13 protein-coding genes and 4 pseudogenes are annotated in these 19,286 nt (G+C 68.2%); 8 read left to right on the top strand and 9 right to left on the bottom strand.

The window, feature by feature from the left end; genetic code table 11:
* Positions 1–39: 39 nt before the first annotated feature.
* From ACH4YP_RS46600 to ACH4YP_RS46585, 4 genes and pseudogenes are all read right to left on the bottom strand, one after another.
* Positions 40–983, bottom strand: a pseudogene (locus tag ACH4YP_RS46600) (carbohydrate ABC transporter permease).
* Positions 980–1,909: a carbohydrate ABC transporter permease gene (locus tag ACH4YP_RS46595; RefSeq protein ID WP_398497526.1), complete on the bottom strand. Its 930-nt coding sequence runs from the start codon at positions 1,907–1,909 to the stop codon at positions 980–982. Before ACH4YP_RS46595 ends, ACH4YP_RS46600 begins: the two are co-directional and overlap by 4 nt.
* A gap of 2 nt (positions 1,910–1,911) precedes the next feature.
* Entirely contained in the window at positions 1,912–3,291 is a 1,380-nt protein-coding gene (locus tag ACH4YP_RS46590; protein WP_398497524.1) for an ABC transporter substrate-binding protein, read from the bottom strand.
* Between the two features lie 360 nt (positions 3,292–3,651).
* Entirely contained in the window at positions 3,652–4,794 is a 1,143-nt protein-coding gene (locus ACH4YP_RS46585; RefSeq protein WP_398497522.1) for a LacI family DNA-binding transcriptional regulator, read from the bottom strand.
* A gap of 924 nt (positions 4,795–5,718) precedes the next feature.
* Between ACH4YP_RS46585 and ACH4YP_RS46580 the strand changes: the two genes are divergently transcribed.
* Positions 5,719–6,948 (top strand): PP2C family protein-serine/threonine phosphatase, encoded by a 1,230-nt coding sequence (locus ACH4YP_RS46580; RefSeq protein ID WP_398497520.1) that lies wholly within the window; start codon positions 5,719–5,721, stop codon positions 6,946–6,948.
* A 217-nt stretch (positions 6,949–7,165) separates the two neighbouring features.
* Positions 7,166–8,371 (top strand): IS256 family transposase, encoded by a 1,206-nt coding sequence (locus ACH4YP_RS46575; RefSeq protein ID WP_398497552.1) that lies wholly within the window; start codon positions 7,166–7,168, stop codon positions 8,369–8,371.
* A gap of 28 nt (positions 8,372–8,399) precedes the next feature.
* On the opposite strand, the pseudogene ACH4YP_RS46570 reads toward ACH4YP_RS46575, so the two are convergent.
* A pseudogene (locus ACH4YP_RS46570) lies at positions 8,400–8,558 on the bottom strand (group II intron reverse transcriptase/maturase); the annotation flags it as partial.
* Positions 8,559–8,562: 4 nt separating this feature from the next.
* On the opposite strand from ACH4YP_RS46570, the pseudogene ACH4YP_RS46565 reads away from it, so the two are divergent.
* Both ACH4YP_RS46565 and ACH4YP_RS46560 read left to right on the top strand, forming a co-directional pair.
* Positions 8,563–9,210, top strand: a pseudogene (locus ACH4YP_RS46565) (WYL domain-containing protein); the annotation flags it as partial.
* Positions 9,211–9,378: 168 nt separating this feature from the next.
* Positions 9,379–9,692: pseudogene (locus ACH4YP_RS46560) on the top strand (DNA-binding protein); the annotation flags it as partial.
* Positions 9,693–9,847: 155 nt separating this feature from the next.
* On the opposite strand, the gene ACH4YP_RS46555 reads toward ACH4YP_RS46560, so the two are convergent.
* Both ACH4YP_RS46555 and ACH4YP_RS46550 read right to left on the bottom strand, forming a co-directional pair.
* Positions 9,848–10,495, bottom strand: a complete 648-nt coding sequence (locus ACH4YP_RS46555; RefSeq protein ID WP_398497518.1) for a DedA family protein — start codon at positions 10,493–10,495, stop codon at positions 9,848–9,850.
* Positions 10,496–10,546: 51 nt separating this feature from the next.
* Positions 10,547–11,887: a glycosyltransferase 87 family protein gene (locus ACH4YP_RS46550; protein WP_398497516.1), complete on the bottom strand. Its 1,341-nt coding sequence runs from the start codon at positions 11,885–11,887 to the stop codon at positions 10,547–10,549.
* Positions 11,888–12,003: 116 nt separating this feature from the next.
* Here ACH4YP_RS46550 and ACH4YP_RS46545 point away from each other — a divergent pair, with 116 nt between their 5' ends.
* Genes ACH4YP_RS46545 through ACH4YP_RS46530 form a run of 4 tightly spaced genes read left to right on the top strand, consistent with a single transcriptional unit; the run spans position 12,004 to position 17,363 of the window.
* Positions 12,004–13,245, top strand: a complete 1,242-nt coding sequence (locus tag ACH4YP_RS46545) for a glycosyltransferase (protein ID WP_398497514.1) — start codon at positions 12,004–12,006, stop codon at positions 13,243–13,245.
* The gene (locus tag ACH4YP_RS46540) at positions 13,242–15,125 is read left to right on the top strand and encodes an ArnT family glycosyltransferase (protein ID WP_398497512.1); all 1,884 of its coding nucleotides are present in this window, start codon (positions 13,242–13,244) and stop codon (positions 15,123–15,125) included. The genes ACH4YP_RS46545 and ACH4YP_RS46540 overlap by 4 nt, the downstream gene beginning before the upstream one ends.
* Positions 15,126–15,174: 49 nt before the next feature.
* A complete protein-coding gene (locus tag ACH4YP_RS46535) occupies positions 15,175–15,894 on the top strand; it encodes a response regulator transcription factor (protein ID WP_398497510.1) in 720 nt (239 codons plus the stop codon).
* Positions 15,891–17,363, top strand: coding sequence for a sensor histidine kinase (locus ACH4YP_RS46530; RefSeq protein ID WP_398497509.1), 1,473 nt, complete (start codon positions 15,891–15,893; stop codon positions 17,361–17,363). Before ACH4YP_RS46535 ends, ACH4YP_RS46530 begins: the two co-directional genes overlap by 4 nt.
* Before the next feature lie 25 nt (positions 17,364–17,388).
* Here the strand turns inward: ACH4YP_RS46530 and ACH4YP_RS46525 are convergent, their stop codons facing one another.
* Both ACH4YP_RS46525 and ACH4YP_RS46520 read right to left on the bottom strand, forming a co-directional pair.
* A complete protein-coding gene (locus ACH4YP_RS46525; protein ID WP_398497507.1) occupies positions 17,389–18,057 on the bottom strand; it encodes a response regulator in 669 nt (222 codons plus the stop codon).
* The gene (locus ACH4YP_RS46520) at positions 18,054–19,262 is read right to left on the bottom strand and encodes a sensor histidine kinase (RefSeq protein WP_398497550.1); all 1,209 of its coding nucleotides are present in this window, start codon (positions 19,260–19,262) and stop codon (positions 18,054–18,056) included. Before ACH4YP_RS46520 ends, ACH4YP_RS46525 begins: the two co-directional genes overlap by 4 nt.
* Positions 19,263–19,286: the final 24 nt, after the last annotated feature.

Raw genomic sequence — 19,286 nt, 5'->3', positions numbered from 1 at the left:
CCGGGGATCAGGGGGAGTTGGGGGAGGGGCGTGGGGGTGTTACTGCTTGACGCCGCCGGTGGCCAGGCCGCTCTGCCAGTAGCGCTGGAGCAGCAGGAAGGCCAGGACGAGCGGGACGATCGAGATCAGGGAGCCGGTCACGACGAGGGCGAGCAGGTCGCTGCTGGCTCCGGCGCCGCCGTTCTGGGCCTGGTCGGCCCAGCGGGACAGCCCCACCGTGATCGGGTACAGGTTAGGGTCGTTGAGCATGATCAGCGGCAGGAGTAGTTGTTCCAGGTGGCGACGAGCGTGAACAGCACGACGGTCACCAGGCCGGGGGCAAGGAGCCGCAGCGCGATGGTGCAGAAGATGCGCAGCTCTCCGGCGCCGTCCATGCGGGCGGCCTCGATGAGGCTGTCGGGGACGGCGTCCTCGGCGTAGATGCGCATGAGGTAGAGGCCGAACGGGCTGATCAGGGACGGCAGGATGACCGCCCAGGGGGTGTTGACCAGGCCCGCCTTCGCGAAGAGCAGATAGGTGGGGATCGCCAGCGCGGTGGTGGGGATCATGATGGCGCCGAGGATCAGGTTGAAGGCGGCGCCGTGGCCCCGGAAGCGGTACTTGGCGAACCCGTACCCGGCAGCGGCCGCGAGCACCGCGGCACCGATCGCGCTGACACCGGCGTACAGAACGGTGTTGAGCAGCCAGCGTCCGAAGACTCCGTCGTCCTGGGTGAAGGTGGCCTTGATGTTCGCCAGCAGCTGTGGGGCGTCCGAGAACCACAGGCCGAAGCTGTTGAAGAGGTCCTGGGTGCTCTTGGTCGAGGCGACCAGCAGCCAGAGCAGCGGCAGCAGGAAGTACGCGAGCGCGGCCAGCATGGCGATCGTGAGCGGGGTGCTGCGGCGGCGGGCGGGGGAGCGGCGCCGGGACCGGGCCTCGGCGGGAAGTCGTTTCGCCGCCGAGGTGGTGGAGGCTGTGGATGCGTTGGGTGTCACGGTGGTCATGAGGTCCTCCTCCTGCGGTTCGCGGTGAGCAGGAAGGCGTACGACACGATCACGATGACGAGACCGAGGATGAAGGACACCGTGGCCGCGTAGTTGGTCTGCTGGCTGATGAAGGCGACGGAGTAGGCGTAGAGGTTGGCGGTGTAGGAGCTGTTGATGACGTCCGGGGCGACCTTCATCAGCAGGCTCGGTTCGTTGAACAGCTGGAAGCTGCCGATCACCGAGAACAGCAGGGTGAGCGTCAACGCCGGGCGCAGCGCGGGGAGTTTGACGGACCAGGCGATCCGCCAGGCGCCGGCACCGTCCATGGCGGCCGCCTCGTACAACTCGGCGGGGATGGTGCGCAGGGCCGCGTACAGGATGATCATGTTGTAGCCGACGAACTCCCAGGTCACGATATTTGCGAGGCTGCCCAGCATCCAACTGTCGCTGAGGAAGTGCGGGGCCGGCAGGTGGAGATCGCGGCTGACCTGGGCGAAGGGGCCGAAGTCGGGGCCGTACAGGTAGCCCCACATGAGGGTGGCGATCACACTGGGGACGGCGTACGGGACGAAGATGCCGAGCCGGATCACCCGGGACAGCCGCAGCAGGCCGCTGTCCAGCGCGAGCGCGAAGAACAGGGCAAGGAGCAGCATCACGGGAACCTGGATGACGAAGAACAGCGCGACGCGGCCGATGCCCTTGCGGAGGAGCGGGTCCTTCAGGGCCGTCACGTAGTTGTCCAGGCCGACGAACGACGAACCGCCGATGAGCTTCTCCTGGAACAGGCTCAGATAGGCGGCGTAGCCGAGCGGGGCGAGGAAGAGCAGCACGAACAGCACCATGAACGGGGCGATGAACAGGGCCCCTGCCGTGCCGTGGCGCCGTCGTGGTGAGGACTTCCTGCGAACTGCCGTTGTGACGGGGGCCGTTGTCGTGGTGGCCATCGTCAGCCTCCCTTGACCGTGAAGCCCTGGCCCTTGGCGAAGGTCGTGATGCGCGACTGCCACGCACCCAGTGCGCGGACGGTGTCGGACTTGTTGGCGAGGGACTTGCCCACGGTCTCCGTCCAGTCCGTGGCCACCCGGTCGAGGAACGGCGGCCACTGGAAGGAGGGGTTGACCTGTGAACTGATGTCCGCGAAGACCTCGTTGACCTTCTGGCCGCCGTAGAAGGCAGGCGTGTCCCCGAGGAAACTCGCTTCGGCCAGCAGGGCCTTGGTCGCCGGGAAGAAGAACTGCTCGGTGGCGAACATCTTGGCGCTGGCGGGGTCGCTGTTGAGGAACTGTGCGAACACCGCCGCCTGGATCGGGTTCTTGGTGGAGCGGATGACCGCGGTGGTGGAGCCGCCCCAGTTGCCCGAGCTGGGTTTGGCGGCGTCCCACTGCGGGAGCGGGGCGGCGCGCCACTTGCCTGCGGTGGCCTTGGCGGAGCCGGAGAGGAAGGCCGGGCCCCAGGCGCCGGTGAGCCAGGTGGCGTACTTGCCCTTGTTGAGCGCGGCGTACCAGCCGTCGGTGAAGTCCGGCTCGACGCCGATCACGCCCTCCTTGGCCAGTGCTCCCCAGTAGTCGCCGAGCTTCCTGGAGACGGCGTCGTCGACGCTGACGGTGATGTCGCTCTTGCCGGACGTGACGTACGGCTTGGCGCCCGCCTGCCACAACAGGCCGTGCCAGGCGGCGACCTGGTTGGCGGCGAGGTTGGTGAGGTAGACGTCCGGGTCGGCCTTGTGGAGCTTGCGGGCCGCCGCGGCGAACTCGTCCCAGGTGGTGGGGACTTCGATGCCGTGCTGGTCGAAGATGTCCTTGCGGTACAGCATGCCCATCGGGCCCGTGTCCTGGGGGATGGCCCAGACCTCGCCGCCGCTACCGCTGACCTGGCCCCAAGTCCAGTCGACGAACGTGGACTTGAGCGCGGAGGCGCCGTACGGCCGCAGGTCCAGCAGGCTGTCGGTGATGGTGAAGGTCGGGATGGCCTGGAACTCGATCTGCACCATGTCCGGGGCGCCGCTGCCCGCTTTGAGCGCGGTGCGCAGCTTGGTGTACTGGGGCGTGCCCTGGCCGGCGTTGACGACCTTGACCTTGACGGCCGGGTACTTCTTCTCGAAGAGCGCGACCTCCCTGTCGATGTTCGGGACCCAGGTCCAGAACGTCAGCTCGGTCGGCGTCTGCATCGCCTTGTCGATATCGGCCTGGCCGACCGGCTTGGCGGAGGTTCCGCTGGTGCCGTCGCTGTCGCCGCCGCAGGCGGACAGCGCGGCGCTCAGCGACAGCGCTCCCGTCGCGGTGAGGAAGAGCCGACGGTTCATGGAGGAGGAGCCGGATGTGGGCATGGTGAACTCCCGCCGATGGCGAAGGGGCCGGCACGCCGGGGGAGGGCGTGCGGAAAGGGGATGCTGAAGGGGAGATGGGGGCGCGACGATCTGGACGTCGAAGCCGACGGGTTCGGGGAGCGTGGTTGCGCGGCCTGTGTGCGGCACACAGATGTGTGCGGGACAGGCGGAGAGCGCTGAGGCAATGCGGCTCAAGAGCCGCTGGGTGAAGCAGAGTTCGCGTGTTGCCCGTACGGGGAGGGTGGTCCGCAGCGGCGGGGCACGGTCGGGATGGACGGGGCCGAACAAAGGCCGGTAAGGCGGCTCGCCCCTGGGATCACATGCCGGGTCCGGCCCGGCGGCCGGGCTGACCGGCGCTGTTCAGTGCTGGCTGGACGAGCCTCCCTTCGGAAGCGGGGGACTGTAGGTGCTTTCACGGGATCGGGTGGCGGTACGTCGCCGACGTCCCGGAGGTGTCCGGGGCGGTGGGGCCTGGGCCGAGGCACGAACGACGAGGTCAACCGGTGGGTCGCTCGCAGGCAGCGCCTCTGCCTGAGGGTTCTCGATGGCGTGTACGAGTCGTTTGAGCCCCTCCTGCGCCACGGTGTCGAACGGCTGCCGCACCGTGGTCAGCGGGGGAGTCACATAGGCGGCGACCGGGATGTCGTCGAAGCCGACGACGCTGACGTCCTCCGGCACCCGCCGGCCGGCTTCCGTCAGGGCCCGGATCAGGCCGATGGCCATGTCGTCGTTGGCGGCGAACACCGCCGTCACCTCGGGGTCGGCGGCCAGTTCCCGGCCCGCCGCGTAGCCGGACGCGGCCGACCAGTCGCCCTCGATGACCGGCGGTTCGTCCCTGCCGTGCTCGGCCAGGGTCGCCCGCCACCCCGCGAGACGGTCCTTGGCGGCGTACCACCGCTGGGGACCGGCGAGGTGATGGACCGTCACATGTCCCAGGTCCAGCAGGTGTTCGACGGCTGCCCGGGCCATCAGATCGGCGCCGCCCGCCCCGGTCAGCACGGTGGAGGCCGTGAAGGGTGGTGGCACGCCGAGGACCAGGACCGGCACGCCGACGTGGACGGACAGGTCTCCTTCGTTTCCTTCCTCCTCGATCGGCTCGGAGATGACGATGCCGTCCACGCCCTGGTCGAGGAGTGAGCCGACGGCGCCGGCGACGCCCGCGGGGTCGCCTTCCATCGTGTTGACCACGCGGAGGGCGTATCCCGTGTCCCGGACGACCCGCTCCACACCCATGAGGAGTGAGGCGGGACCGTACAGGGCCGTACCCAGTGTCACCACGCCGATCGAGCGGGTTCGTCCGGAGGCCAGTGCTCGGGCGGCGTTGTTGCGCCGGTAGCCGAGCTGTTCGGCGGCTTCGAGGACACGCCGGCGCACCTCGGGGGAGACGTACGGCTCGTCGTTGAATACCCGCGACACCGTTTTCTGCGAGACCCCGGCCAGCCGGGCCACGTCCACGCTGCGCGGCGCACCGGGACTCCCGTCCCGTCCTGTCCCTCGCGTCATGGCGTCTCCCGATGGCTGCACGATCGAGCCCAATACTGCCAGACGCTGTTGTCTGACTGCGCTGTCATGTCTACGCAGTCATACGGTGGCCGTCAAGAGTTCGGAACGTATCCGTGACGTCCGTCCGCGTCGGCCCGGCCTGGCCGAGTCCGCCATCATGTCGGCGCCGCCGGCGGGCGTGGGGGCCCTGTCACACCCTGGAACGCCGATTCCCGACCTGGCACGGTCTGTCGTGATGCGAGAACAGTGACCAGGCCAGGTGCTCGTTGAAGATCCTCGTACAGCCCCCGACCTCGGCGGCGGCGCCGCGTGGACCCCGACCTGTTCGAGCCCTCCGCAGAAACAGCCACACGAGAACCGGGGAGATGAACGGATGTCCACCATCGCGCCCTGGACCGATCTAATGCCTGCAACACCGACCCGAGACGGGCTGCCACTCCCCTCGCGGCAGCAGCGGGTGAGACGTTCGTGGTGTGGGCCGTTGTCGACGATGCAGCCTTCTTCGCGAAGGGCGACGCTGCCGGCGGCGCGGATGGCCGATGGCTGATGGGTGACATTGAGAGTTGTGAGGGCTGTATGTGCGGTGCGCATCGTCCGGTCGACGTCGACCTCGGTTTCGTCGCCGAGGTTGGAGACCCGCCTCGTCCAGGACCAGGACGGGCGCCGGTGGGCGGAGCGGTGGGCGATGGCGATGCGGTGACGTCCGGAGAGACGGGCGCCGCGCTTTCGCGGCGGGAGTGTCGTAGTCGCTGGGAAGGTCGCCCACGATGAAGTCCAGCCAGGTGGTTCGCCCGAAAGCTGTTTGTCGATAGGGCCGTTCAGGTGACTGCCGGACCCCCCGGAGGGAGTAGTGCCAGGGCCCTCTGGCGGGTTCGCTCCTATCGTGGAACCGCTCACTGACGGTCGGCGCCGAGGCGGCAGCACATGACGGAACCGCAGATCGACTATGCGGCGGTTTTCCGGGCCCTGCCCGGCATGGTGGCGCTGCTCACCCCTGACCTGGACTATGTCGACGCCAACGACGACTTCCAGCGGCTGGCCGGGCGCACGCGCGAGCAACTGCTGGGCCGCTACATCTTCGATGTCTTCCCCGAGAACCCCAACGAGCCGGCCGCGGCCGGCATGCGGGAGACCGAGGCATCGATGCGTCGCGCGGTGGCCACCGGTGAGCGCGACACGATGGCGTTGATCCGCTACGACATCGAGGATCCTCAGCGGCGCGGCCATTGGCAGGAGCACTACTGGAGCCCGGTCAACGCACCCGTCTTCGGCCCCGACGGGCGGGTGGTACTGATCGTGCACCGGGTGGAGGAAGTCACCGAGCTCATCCGCGCATTCGGCCGCCCCGGCGGCGACAGCAGGGCCCGTGTGCTGGAGGCCGAGCTGTACACCAGGGCCAGAGAACTGCAGGAGGTCAACGAACGTCTGCGCAAGGCGCATGCCCGCGAACGTGAGGTAGCCCTGGCCCTGCAGGCGGCGATGCTGCCGCCGCCCGGACCGACCGGCCCGCACGTGGCGGCCGTGCGCTATCGGCCTGCCGTCGGAGCGTTGAACGTGTGCGGCGACTGGTACGACCTGGTCGACCTGCCCGGCGAGAGCCTCGCGGTCGCCGTCGGTGACGTCGTCGGCCACGGCCTGGCGGCTGCCTGCGTCATGGGGCAGTTGCGCAGCGCCCTGAGCGCGGCCTGCCGCGTCGCCGAGGGCCCGGCCCAGGCCCTGGATGCCCTCGGGCTGTACGCCCGCTCCGTCGAGGGCGCCGAATCGACCACCGCGGCGGCGACGTTCGTCGACTGGGGCGACCACTCGATCACCTACAGCTGCGCCGGACATCCTCCGCCCGCGCTGCTCCGCCCCGACGGCACCGTGATCTTCCTTGACCGGGCCACCGACCCGCCGCTCGGCGCCCGGCCCGAACACATCCCGCGAGCCCAGGCCCGCACGCCTTTTGCCGAGGGCGCCACTCTGGTCCTCTACACGGATGGCCTGATCGAACGTCGTACCGAGGACATCGACACGGGTCTGGCCCGCCTCGCCGACGCCCTCACCCGCCACCGGCTGCTAGACGCCGAGGCACTGGCCGACGCCCTTCTGGCCGACCTCATTCCACCGAACGGCAACACCGACGACACCGCGCTGGTTGTCATCCCCCTATGACTCCGATCGCAAGACCGTGACACGCCATGGCTGCCATCGATGCTTCCCTCGGAATTGCTTGAGGCGAGTAGGGGGAGTGTAAATCTAACGGCGGATCCGACGATCACGGGAGAGACGTCAAGTGACTGACACCGCCGTGGAGTTGGAGACCGTGAAGCCTGCCGAGAGTGCCCAGTCCGGGCCGTCTGCGCCCGTGTCCGACGAGCAACTGGTCGCGATGCTGGTGGAGCGGGCTCGGTCGGAGGGGCTGCAGCTGACCGGGCAGGGTGGGCTGCTGCAGCAGCTGACCAAGCGGGTCCTGGAGTCTGCGCTGGAAGGTGAGATCGCGGATCACCTCGGCTACGAGAAGCACGATACTGCTGGCCGGGGCAGCGGCAACTCCCGCAACGGGGGCCGGGCCAAGACCGTGCTGACCGACGTCGGGCCGGTCGAGGTCAAGGTCCCGCGTGACACCTCGGGCACGTTCGAGCCGCAGATCGTCAAGAAACGGCAGCGGCGGCTGACCGAGGTCGACGAGATGGTGCTGTCGCTGTCCGCGAAGGGGCTCACGCACGGCGAGATATCCGCCCATCTGGCCGAGGTCTACGGCGCCGAGGTGTCCAAGCAGACCATCTCCACCATCACCGACAAAGTGATGGAGGGCATGGCCGAGTGGCAGAACCGGCCCCTCGACCGCGTCTACCCCGTCCTGTTTGTGGACGCCATCAACGTCAAGATCAGGGACGGGCAGGTCGCCAACCGTCCCGTCTACGTGGTGATGGCGGTGACCGTGGACGGCACCCGCGACATTCTCGGCATCTGGGCCGGCGACGGCGGCGAGGGCGCGAAGTACTGGCTGCACGTGTTCGCTGAGCTGAAGAACCGCGGCCTGGATGACGTGCTGATGCTGGTCTGCGACGGGCTCAAGGGCCTTCCCGAGGCCGTGGAGACCGTCTGGCCTCGCACGATTGTCCAGACGTGCGTGGTTCACCTGCTGCGGAACTCGTTCCGTTACGCCGCCCGTCAGGACTGGGACAAGGTGGCCAAGGCACTCAAGCCCGTCTACACCGCGCCCAGCGAGGACGCGGCGACGGAACGGTTCCTGGAGTTCCAGGAAGCGTGGGGGAAGAAGTATCCGGCGATCGTGAAGCTGTGGTCCGACGCCTGGGCCGAGTTCGTGCCCTTCCTCTCCTTCGACGTCGAGATACGCAAGGTCATCTGCAGCACGAACGCGATCGAGAGTGTCAACGCCCGCATCTGCAGGGCCGTCCGTGCCCGCGGGCACTTCCCCAATGAGGCCGCCGCCCTCAAGTGCATCTACATGGCGCTGATGAGCCTGGACCCGACCGGGAAGGGCCGCAAGCGGTGGACCATGCGCTGGAAAGCACCCCTCAACGCGTTCCAGATCGCCTTCGAGGGCCGCCTGACCCCGAGCAACAACTGACCATCAACAACCAAGATCAGCCGTTAAATTGACACACCCGCTTCAAGGATGCCTGCACCACCCGGTCGGCGATTGTCGCGATCCCCAGGCGGCGCAGCTTGCCGCCTGTCTTGGGGATCATCCGCTCGCGCACCGGCAGCGGACGGAAACTACGATCCTTGATCGAGCCTCGTAGTGCGTCGAGGAACTCCAAGCACATCGCCCGCCGGCTCGACACACTCCTGGAATCCCTCGCCTTCACGGAACAGCCCGGCGAGTTCGACACCCCGGACGCCGGGGTCCTGCTCACCGTCGCCGATGCGGTGCGCCACCGCCGGCCGGTCTCGGTCCGCTACACCGACCGCGACGGACGGCGCAGCGAACGCACGCTGCACGCGTACGGGATCGTCGCCCACGCGGGCCGGTGGTACGTCACGGGCAAGGACAACCGGATCGGCGAGGACCGGACCTTCCGGCTCGATCGCATCGCGGACGCGCGGACCCTGCCCGGCTCATTCGAAGCGCCCGTGGGTCCCGGTCCGGCACAGCGCGTGTTGTCGGCGTTCGCCACGGCCGAGTACCGGCATGAGGTGACCTTGCGGATCCACGGGACAGTCGAGCAGATCCGCGCCCGCCTTCCCGCCGGCGTCGCGAGCCTGGAGGAGCACGAGCCCGCGGCAGGCCAGGACCGGGCGACCGAGCGCTGGCTGCGCGTCGAGCTGCGGGCGGAGCGGCTCGACTGGTTGCCTCCAGTACTCGCCTCACTCGACCGGCCGTTCGTCATCGAGCGCCCCGACGAACTGCGCGACCTCGTCACCGCGCTCGCCGATCGCCTCGCGTCCTACGCCCGCCAGGCCTGACCACGAGGAACCAATGTCATGAGACGGCACAATTAGGGGTCCACCGCCACATCCATAACCGCCACTGCGGAGGGACAGCAGACAACGGCCATCACAGCCGAATAGGTGGCGTATGTCGTTTTCCTCGCCACGAAGGCGCTACGCCGCGGCGTAACTGAGCCGGAACAGGCCGCTCGGCGCGCGGGTGTGCCCGTCCTCGTGTCGGCCCTGACGGTGGTGGAGGCCGTCCACGGGAAGACGGATACCGCCCGGCTGCGCTGGGTGCTTCTCGGCTTCAGGTCCAGGACGTTACCCAGGCGGACAGTCTCACCGCGGTGCAGTTGCTGAGCGACGCCGGGGGCCTGCACGGCCACAAGTACGCCATCGACGCCCTCGTCGCCGCGATGGCGCTCCGCTCTCCGGGGCCCGTGCTGGTGCTGACCTCGGACCGCGACGACTGGTCGAAACTGTGCGGCGACCGCGTACAGATCAAGGAGATCTGAGCTGCTCAGCCAGCGGTTGGCAAGGCAGACGATCACGCAGGCTGCGCCCGCGGCGAGGCAGAACTCGGTCCCGCTCGGACAGCGAACCGGTCCGGGGGGCTCGATCGCGAGCGCTGAGTCAAACGTCGGCACGTCTGTCGTGGAGTGAGTTGTGCCTACTGGGCGTTGCCCTTGCTGCGTCCCCGTTCGCGGATCCTGACGGCCACGAACACGACGACAGCCAGTGCGACGACCGCGATGACCGCCTTCTGGAGGACGCCCGCGTACTCGTCCACGTCCTGCCAGTTGGCGCCCAACTGGTAGCCGGCCACGACGAAGCCCGCGTTCCAGATCAGGCTCCCGAGCGTGGTCAGGTACAGGAACCGCCACAGGGGCATCCGTTCGACGCCCGCGGGTAGCGAGATGAGGCTGCGGAACAGCGGCACCATCCGGCCGAAGAACACCGCCTTCGTGCCGTGCTTGAGGAACCACCTTTCGGTGCGGTCGAAGTCCGACGGTTTCATCAGCGGCGTACGGATGATCAGGGAGCGGACACGGTCGCGGCCGAGCCATGCGCCCAGCCAGTAGGTGAGCAGGGCACCGGCGACGGAGCCGAGGGTGGTCCAGAACAGCGCCATGAACAGGCTCATGGTGCCTTGACTCGCAGCGAAACCGGCCAGGGGCAGCACCAGTTCGCTCGGCATCGGCGGGAAGATGTTGTCGATACCGACGAGGATCGCCGCGCCCGGTCCGCCCAGCTTGTCCATGATGTCCACCACCAGGCCGGCGAGACCTCCTGGCTCGTCGACGGCTGCCATGTACATACTCCGACTCCCTCGGGTTGGCTGTGGAATTCCGCAGTGAAACCTGGTGGATCACCGCGCATTCAGCGCATCGTGAATGTGTGATTTCTGTGCTCCCGGCGGAGATCCCCGCCGGAACTCGCGGAATGCATTCCACACCACGGACACGACCGCGACCGCCATGAGGGCAGCGAGGATCCGGAATTCCAGGGTGGGCGCGAACGGGTTCGGCATCCCGGCCGGCATCTCGGTCGGGATCTCGCCCGTCGTGCCGCCCGGTGTGGCCCCTCCGCCGGGAAGGCCGGTCCCTCCTGGCAGGTCTCCCGGGGGCGATGAATCCTCTGCCGGGAACAGCACGTCGAGATAGGCGAGGAACGAGGCCGCCTGTACGAGGACAGGCACGTACCAGAGGCGACGCGGCAGGTAGAACGCCGCGATCACTGTGAGGACCTCGGCCAGGTAGAAGTACCGCTCGTGCATCGACGGCAGGAGAAAAGGCACCAGGACAGCCGAAGTTGCTCCCATCAGCACGACTTTCGCTGTCGTCAGCCGGACTCGGCTGAGCAGTACGCCGAAGCACAGCCCGAGAATCACCAGCCCGGTTACCGCGATACCGATGGGCCGGATCACTGCCGCGTCGGCGCTCGCCGGGAGGAACTGGTAGATCGACGGCGCGCGCAGCGACAGCTGCGTGTACGAGCTCGTCTGGTCCGCGTAGACCGACAGCAAGCGCCCTATGGGTGCTCCGGCCAGCAGCGCCGGCACGTCGAGGAGCAGGACGACCCCGGGGACGGCCAGCAGTACCCGCCACGGGAGCCACTTTTTCAGTGCGAGGACCAGGAGCAGCGGGAACAGGAAAATCGCCTGCAGTTTGAAGGCCAGTGACAGGCCGAAGAAGACTCCGGCGAGCCACGGCCGCCTGCGCAGGAGGAAGTACACGCCGCCGAGGCCGAACGCGGCGTAGATGGAGTCGGCCTGCCCCCACAGCCCGCTGTTGCTCGCCACGGTGGGGAGGAACAACACGATGAGGGCGGCCAGCGCCGGCCACCGGAGGCCGGTGTGCCGCAGCGCGACGATGCGATAGGTGAAGTACGCCAGTACCAGGTCGAACACCACCGAGATGATCTTGACCCCGATGAGTGCGGGTACCGGCAGATAGGTCAACGCCGCGAGCAGGTACAGATAAGGGACGTTGTAGTCCGCGAAGCTGTACTTGAGAGCGCCGAATCCACCGTGTGTGGAAATGAATTCATACCAGCCCTTGACGAAGAATTTGTAGTCGGTGGACTCGTGGTCGAACATGGCGACCCTGACCACGACCGCGAGCACGACCGCTGCGGTCACCAGTCCCACTCGGCGGAATGTTTGCTTTCTTTTCTCGTCGATGTCGACGGATTCCGTTGTTGCTGACACGCCGCGACCGTAGGACGCGTTTGTGCGAGTTACCTGGGAGCCGAACTCGCAGATTCCCAGGCTTCTTTCAGGTCCCGTCCAGGCTGCTTGCGGGTACGCCTGGCACACCTGTAGTCATGACTGGCACCCCTGCCCCGGCGACACCGCCGGACCTGACCGGTGCGACCAAGACCGCCACGGTCGACGTCGTGATCCCTGTGTACAACGAGGAACGCGCGCTGCGCGGCTGCGTGGACGTCCTGAAGTCCTACTTGGGCGAACAGTTGCCGTTCGAGTGGACCATCACCATCGTCGACAACGCCAGCACCGACGCCACCCTGGCGATCGCCAACGAGCTGACCGAAACATCGGATCAGGTCCGTGTGCTGCATCTCGACGAGAAGGGCCGTGGCCGGGCACTGCGCACCGCGTGGCAATGGAGCGACGCCGACGTGGTGGCCTATATGGACGTCGACCTGTCGACTGGCCTCGACGCGTTACTGCCCCTTGTGGCTCCGTTGGTCAACGGCCACTCGGACGTCTCGATCGGCTCGCGTCTTGCCCCGAGCGCGAGGACCGTACGCGGCCCGAAGCGTGAGCTGATCTCCCGGTGTTACAACGCGCTCATCCGGCTCAGCCACGGCGCGAAGTTCTCCGACGCCCAGTGCGGCTTCAAGGCGGCGCGTACGGACGTGATCCGCCCGCTGCTCGACCACATCAAGGACGACAACTGGTTCTTCGACACCGAACTGCTGCTGCTGGCCGAGCACAATGGACTGCGGGTGCACGAGGTTCCGGTCGACTGGGTCGAGGACGTCGACACCCGGGTCAAGATCGGATCGACCGCGCTCGAGGACATCCGAGGTCTGATCCGGGTGGCGCGGGCGAAGGCCGCCGGCACGGCAAGAGTCGCCGACCTGCCACGGCGCCCGGAACCCCAAGCGGCCCATCCCGACGCGGTGTTGTCCAGGCGGGACCCGGGGCTGGTCTGGCAACTGCTGTCGTTCGGCGCGATCGGCCTCTTGTCCACAGCGGTCACGCTGCTGCTCTACGCGCTCTTGCGGCCGGCGATGCACCCGTTGGCGGCCAACCTGCTGGCGCTCATGGTCACCACGATATTCAACACCGAGGCCAACCGGCGGTTCACGTTCCTCGGCTCCCGTGGCTCGTCCGGCAGAGCGCACCTGCAAGGACTCATCGTCTTCGGCCTCTACTACGCGTTCACATCGACCGCGCTGCTCGTCCTGCACTCGGCAGTGGCCGAACCGTCGCGTCTCCTCGAGCTGGTCGTGCTGCTGGGCGCGTCCGTGCTCGGCACGGCCGGTCGGTTCGTCCTGCTGCGTGGCTGGGTTTTCAAACAAGAAAAGGGAAACGTATGACCGCCGCCGATACCGGCCAAGCGCAGCAGACGGTGCACATCGAACCCACACGGCAACGCCCCCGGCCCTGGCCGACGTATGCGCTCATCGCGATCCTCGCACTCGGGACGGTGCTGTACGGCTGGGTGCTGGGGACCGACAGCTGGGGCAACACGTACTACACGGCCGCGGTCAGGTCGATGTCGTCGAGCTTCACGAACTTCCTGTTCGGTTCGTTCGACCCGGCCGGTGCGGTCACGATCGACAAACCGCCGTTGGCGTTGTGGCCGCAGGTGGTCTCGGTGTGGATCTTCGGCTTCCACCACTGGTCCGTGCTGCTGCCGCAGGTGGTCGAAGGCGTCGCGGTGATCTTCCTGCTGCACCGGACGGTCCGGATGTGGGCGGGCGAGAAGGCCGCGCTGATCGCCGCGCTGGTGTTCACGCTCACGCCGATCACTGTGGCGACCACCCGCACGAACAACACCGACACCATGCTCGTCCTCACGCTCGTCGCGGCGGCTTACGCCTTCACCCGCGCGATGAAGGCACTGGAACCACGCACAAGGACGAAGTGGCTGCTGTTCACGGCGTTCCTGCTCGGGTGCGGCTTCCTGGCGAAGATGGCAGCCGCGTACATCGTCGTTCCTGCCTTCTTCGCCGCGTACCTGGCCGGCAGCAAGGCGCACTGGCGCCGTCAGGTGCTCGACCTGGCCGGTGCGGCCGTTGTGCTGCTGGCGAGTTCACTGTGGTGGGTCGCGGCAGTCGGACTGTGGCCGGGCACGAAGCCGTACATCGGCGGCAGCACCGACGGCACGGCCCTGGATCTGGTACTGGGCTACAACGGGCTCGGCCGCGTGTTCGGCGGTGAAGGAAACGGCAACGGCGGCGGAGGTGGCTTCGGCGGCCCCGGCGGCGCGAGTTTCGGCGGCTCGTCCGGTGCGGGCCGGATGTTCGGTGAGGCGGTCGGCGGGCAGATCAGCTGGCTGCTGCCGTCGGCGCTGATCGCGCTGGTGTTCGCGGCGGTGCTCGGCTTCCGGCGGCTGCGCCGCTCCGCCCCTGCGGACACCGCCAACCAGGCGGGCTGGGTGCTGTGGGGCAGCTGGCTCCTGGTGAACACCGTTGTGTTCAGCCACCAGAAAGGCGTCTTCCACCCGTACTACACCACCCTCATGGCACCCGCGATCGCAGCACTCGTCGGCGTAGGCGCCGTGTGGGCGTTCCAGAAGTACCGAGAGCGCGAGGGGCTGGGCCGGTTCGTGCTGCCCGCCGGCGTCGCGCTGAGCGCGGCATGGGCGTGGGTGCTCATCTCCCGGCACACCTCATGGCACGGCTGGCTGCGGTACGCGGTGGTGATCGTCGCACTGGTCGCGATCCTGGCCCTGGTGCTGCGCAAAGTCCCGAAGGCGGGAATCGCGCTCGCGCTCGGCGCGGTGCTGCTGGCACCTGCCGTGTGGTCCGCTGCCGGTGCGGTCTCCACCGCAGGCACCCCGAGCCTGCCGGCCGCGGGGCCGGTGGCGGACGAGATGCCTGCCGGCTGGGACAGCGGGGAACTCACAGCGGACCAACGCAAGATCCTGGACTACGCCAAGTCGCATTCGTCCGGAGCCGAGATCACGCTGGCAGTCGAGGGCGGCTCCCAGGCCGCGGGGGTGTACCTCGTCGCCGACGACGAGACCGTGGTCGGCATGGGCGGGTTCGACGGCAAGGACCCGGTGCCCTCGGTGGACCAGTTGTCCACCTGGGTGCATGAGGGCAAGCTGCGGTTCGTGCTCACCGGCGGCGGGATGATGAACGCGGACGCGAAGACGGTCATCGAGCGGACCAAGTGGATCAAGCAGAACTGCAAGCCTGTACTCACAGCGGGCCAGAGCGGGACACTGTACGAGTGCACGGACGCGTGATTCACGGCGCTTTCAGCAAGTTCCCAGGTTCGTCGTCGATGCTGGTCAAGTGGACCAGCATCAGCGTGGCGAGGCGACCGTCCTCGTAGTGGACGACGAACCGAACATCCTGGAGCTGCTGTCGGCAGCGCTTCGGCTCAGTGGGTTCACCGTGTACGCGGCGAACTGCGGAGCCGAAGCGCTGGCCACGGCCCGGCGCGTCCGGCCGGACATCGTCATTCTGGACGTGATGCTCCCCGACACCGACGGCTTCAGCCTCGCCCACAGCCTCCGTACGGTGCACGACCGGCTGCCGGTGCTCTTCCTGACCGCACGGGGCGCCGTGGAAGATCGGATCGCGGGCCTGACAGCCGGCGGCGACGACTATGTGACCAAGCCGTTCAGCCTGGAGGAAGTGGTGTTGCGGCTGTGGGCGATCTTGCGGCGCACAGGCGGCGACCCCGACATCCCACTGGACGACTGCACCCTCCGGTACGCCGATCTCGTGCTCGACGAGGACGCCCACGAGGTCCACCGGGCCGGTCGGCTGGTCCAACTGTCGCCCACCGAGTTCAATCTGTTGCGGTACCTGATGGTTAACGCCGAGCGCGTGGTCAGCAAACCGCAGATCCTCGACCGGGTGTGGAGCTATGAATTCGGCGGGGACGGCCGGATCGTCGAGTCGTACATCAGCTATCTGCGCCGCAAGATCGACTCGGTGGAACCGCCGCTGATCCACACCATCCGGGGTATCGGCTACTCACTGCGGTTGCCCAGGGAGGATCGGTGAACAAGAACCGGTGGCGCCGACCGTGGACACTACGGGCGCGCCTGGTCATGGCGTTGCTCGTGCTGGCCGCCCTCGGCCTGGGCACCATCGCGGTCACCAGCGTCGTACTGATCCGCGCGTCGATGATCGCCCGGTCCGACGACCGGCTCAGAGACCTCGCGCGCCAGGTGGACGGCCGCCCTGGGAACTTGAGTCCGTCGCCCGAGGACCTCGGAGCCAACTCCGACGGTCTCCCCACGGACTTCGCGCTCCAGCTGCTCCGCCTCGACGGGACACCGGAAGTGTCCGTCCCGGGCGGCGCGGGCGGACCGGCCCTGCCGGTGATCGACTCGACCACCGTCGGACAATACGAGAAGCACCCGTTCCTGATCCCCGACAAGCAGGGCGGTGCCGACTGGCGCGTCATGGTGTCGCGGAAGACGATGTCCGACGGGTCCCGGATCGTCGTTGTCGCACAGTCGACGGAGACCACCGAAACGACCGTGACGCAACTGATCTGGATCGAGGCCGGGGTTGGGGTCGCTTTGCTGCTCACCCTCGGCGCGGTCGGGTTGCTGCTGGTACGGCTGGGACTGCGACCGTTGACCAAGATCGAGAAGACCGCGGAGGACATCGCCGGCGGCCACCTCGACCTGCGGGTCGCCTCCGATGCACACACCGAGGTCGGCCGACTCGGTGACGCGCTGAACACCATGGTGGGCAGGCTTTCCTCCGCGCTGCGCGAACGGGAACGGTCCGAGGCGCGGCTGCGCAGGTTCGTGGCGGACGCCTCGCACGAACTGTGCACCCCGCTGACGTCGATCCGTGGCTTCGCCGAGTTGAACCGCTGCGGCGGTGCGCCGGACCGGGCCGATGTGGACCGGCTGATGGGCCGGATCGAGGGCGAGGCGATCCGGATGGGCCGGCTGGTGGACGACCTGCTGCTGCTGGCCCGCCTTGATCAGGAACGCGCCCTGGACCTGACCGAACTCGACGTCCGCACACTCGTCGAGGACGCCGTGCACGACGCCAGGGTCCGCGAGCCGGAGCGGCCGCTGGTTCTGGAAAGCGCCGAGACGCCGATCCGGGTCACGGTGGACGAACACCGGATGCGCCAGGTGATCACGAACCTCGTCAGCAACGCCATGGCCCACACCCCGCCCGGCACACCCGTGCACGTCCGCGTGGGCATGCCCGTCGAACGGTCGGAACCTTCTGTAGCAGCGGCGGGGAGTCCGGAATCACGCGGCCGCGTCGTGCTGGAAGTATTCGACGAAGGGCCCGGTGTGCCGCTGGAGGCCGCGCCGAACATCTTCGACCGGTTCTACCGGGTCGACGAGGCCCGGTCCCGCACCCGCGGCGGCACCGGCCTGGGTCTGGCCATCACCGCCGCGATCCTGGAGGCCCACAGCGGCCGCGTCGAACTCAGGACGGCGCCCGGCGAAGGCGCTCACTTCACCGTGCTGCTTCCCTGGTCCCTGCTGCGATGAGCCTCGCCGGTCCGCTGCACCACCGTCAAGGCTGCGTTCGAACGAGCCCCGCGTCGTACGAGATGATCACGGCCTGGATGCGGTCCCTGGCTCCGATCTTGGCGAGGACCCGGCCGACGTGCTTCTTCACCGTGGATTCGGTGAGGACGAGACGATCGGCGATCTCTGTGTTGTTCCATCCCCGGCCGATGGCGATGAGCACTTCCCGCTCACGGCCGCTGAGGGTGGCAAGGCGGGGGTCTTCGGTGGCAGAGGTGCCGGTCGTGGCGAGGACCTGGTGGGCATAGGCGTCCAGCAGGCGCCGGGTCAGGCTGGGTGCCACGACGGCGTCGCCGGTGGCGACCGCGTGGATGCCGGCCACGATCTCCTCGGGACGGGCGTCCTTGAGCAGGAAGCCGCTGGCTCCGGCGCGCAGTCCGTCGTGGGCGTATTCGTCGAGGTCGAAGGTGGTCACGATGAGCACGCGGGTCCGGCCGCCTGCGGCGGTGATCCGGCGGGTTGCCTCCAGGCCGTCCATGCCGGGCATGCGAATGTCCATCAGGACGACGTCGGGGCGCAGTTCGGCTGCCATACGGACGGCCTCCGCGCCGTGCTCGGCCTCGCCGACGCAGGTCAGGCCGGGGGTCCCCTCGATGAGCATGCGGAAGCCCATGCGTTGCAGGGGCTGGTCGTCCGCGATCAGCACAGTGGTCATGGCAGCGGTTCTTCTCCTGGTGCCGACGGGGCGGGTTCGTCGGATGCGTGGATGAGGACGTCGACGATCCAGCCGGGCCGGTCGTCGCGCGGGCCGATGGTGGCGGTGCCGCGGTAAAGGGCAGCCCGCTGACGGATGCCGACCAGGCCGTGCCCGGGATCGTCGGGCTGCGGCCCCGGCCCCCGTACCTCCGGTGGGGCTCCGGTGTCGGCGACCCGGATGCGGACCTGTCCGGAGTCCGCGGTCACGGCGACCTCGGCGGTGGAGCCGGCACCGGCGTGCTTGAGAGTGTTGGTCAGGGCTTCCTGGACGATGCGGTAGACGGTCAGCTGCACGCTGCTGCCGAGGCTGTCGAGGTCGCCCACGCTCCGGTAGGTGACGCCCAGGCCCGCGGTGCGGACCCGGGCCAGCAGGGCGTCCAGATCGCGGATACCGGGCTGCGGGCTGAGCGGCCGTTCGCCGTGCTGTTCCTCGCGCAGGACGCCCAGGACGCGCCGCAGTTCACTCATGGCCTGGCGGCCGGTGTCGCCGAGGATGCGCAGGACCTGTTCGGACTGCTCGCTTCTGTTGGCGGCGAGGGTGGCGGCGCCGTCGGCGACACTGATCATGACGGAGAGATTGTGGCCGACGATATCGTGCATCTCGCGGGCGACGCGGGAGCGTTCGGCGGCCACGGTGAGCTGTTCGCGCTGGTCACGTTCGATCTCCAGACGTCGGGCGCGGTCTTCCAGCGCGGTCAGATACATCTGTCGGGTGCGCAGCGTCAGCCCGACGGCGGCAGCGGCGGTGACCGTCGCCAGCTGGAAGAACAGACTCTGCAGCCAGTCTTCATCCGGCAGGTTGACGAGGAATGGAACCATGACCTGCGCGATGGCCACGGCGGCGGTCCAGCTCAGCAGCCGCAGGGAACCGTAGCGGGCCATGGTGTACAGGGCGATGAACGCGGCGATGCCGGCCGCCAACTGCAGGCCCAGCGCCTCCTGGACGAGGGCGACCAGGGTGACCACGAAATACACGGGGGCTGGGGCGCGGCGACGCCACCACAGCGGCACGACGAGCGCGGCGGACACCACGTACGAGACGGCGGTCGGCAGGTCGTCGCGGCCTTCGGTGTTCCCGAAGGGGCCGGGGCCGTCGCTAGTGCTGTGACCGTGTTGGTTCGCCGGGTTTGTCAGGCTGCGGTGGTGAGGGGGCGTCCGCCCCAGCGGATGCCTTTCTCGCTGCGGATG

The organism is Streptomyces sp. NPDC020747, assembly GCF_044334695.1.
Classification (GTDB): Bacteria; Actinomycetota; Actinomycetes; order Streptomycetales; family Streptomycetaceae; genus Streptomyces.
Note: the sequence above shows the minus strand (reverse complement) of the source record. Positions and strands in the feature narration are given on the sequence as shown.

Bases quoted from the DNA above. Each gene is read 5' to 3' on its own strand.
- ACH4YP_RS46595 (WP_398497526.1), bottom strand. From the start codon at position 1,909: ATGGCCACCACGACAACGGCCCCCGTCACAACGGCAGTTCGCAGGAAG.
- ACH4YP_RS46590 (WP_398497524.1), bottom strand. From the start codon at position 3,291: ATGCCCACATCCGGCTCCTCCTCCATGAACCGTCGGCTCTTCCTCACC.
- ACH4YP_RS46585 (WP_398497522.1), bottom strand. From the start codon at position 4,794: ATGACGCGAGGGACAGGACGGGACGGGAGTCCCGGTGCGCCGCGCAGC.
- ACH4YP_RS46580 (WP_398497520.1), top strand. From the start codon at position 5,719: ATGACGGAACCGCAGATCGACTATGCGGCGGTTTTCCGGGCCCTGCCC.
- ACH4YP_RS46575 (WP_398497552.1), top strand. From the start codon at position 7,166: ATGCTGGTGGAGCGGGCTCGGTCGGAGGGGCTGCAGCTGACCGGGCAG.
- ACH4YP_RS46555 (WP_398497518.1), bottom strand. From the start codon at position 10,495: ATGTACATGGCAGCCGTCGACGAGCCAGGAGGTCTCGCCGGCCTGGTG.
- ACH4YP_RS46545 (WP_398497514.1), top strand. From the start codon at position 12,004: ATGACTGGCACCCCTGCCCCGGCGACACCGCCGGACCTGACCGGTGCG.
- ACH4YP_RS46540 (WP_398497512.1), top strand. From the start codon at position 13,242: ATGACCGCCGCCGATACCGGCCAAGCGCAGCAGACGGTGCACATCGAA.
- ACH4YP_RS46525 (WP_398497507.1), bottom strand. From the start codon at position 18,057: ATGACCACTGTGCTGATCGCGGACGACCAGCCCCTGCAACGCATGGGC.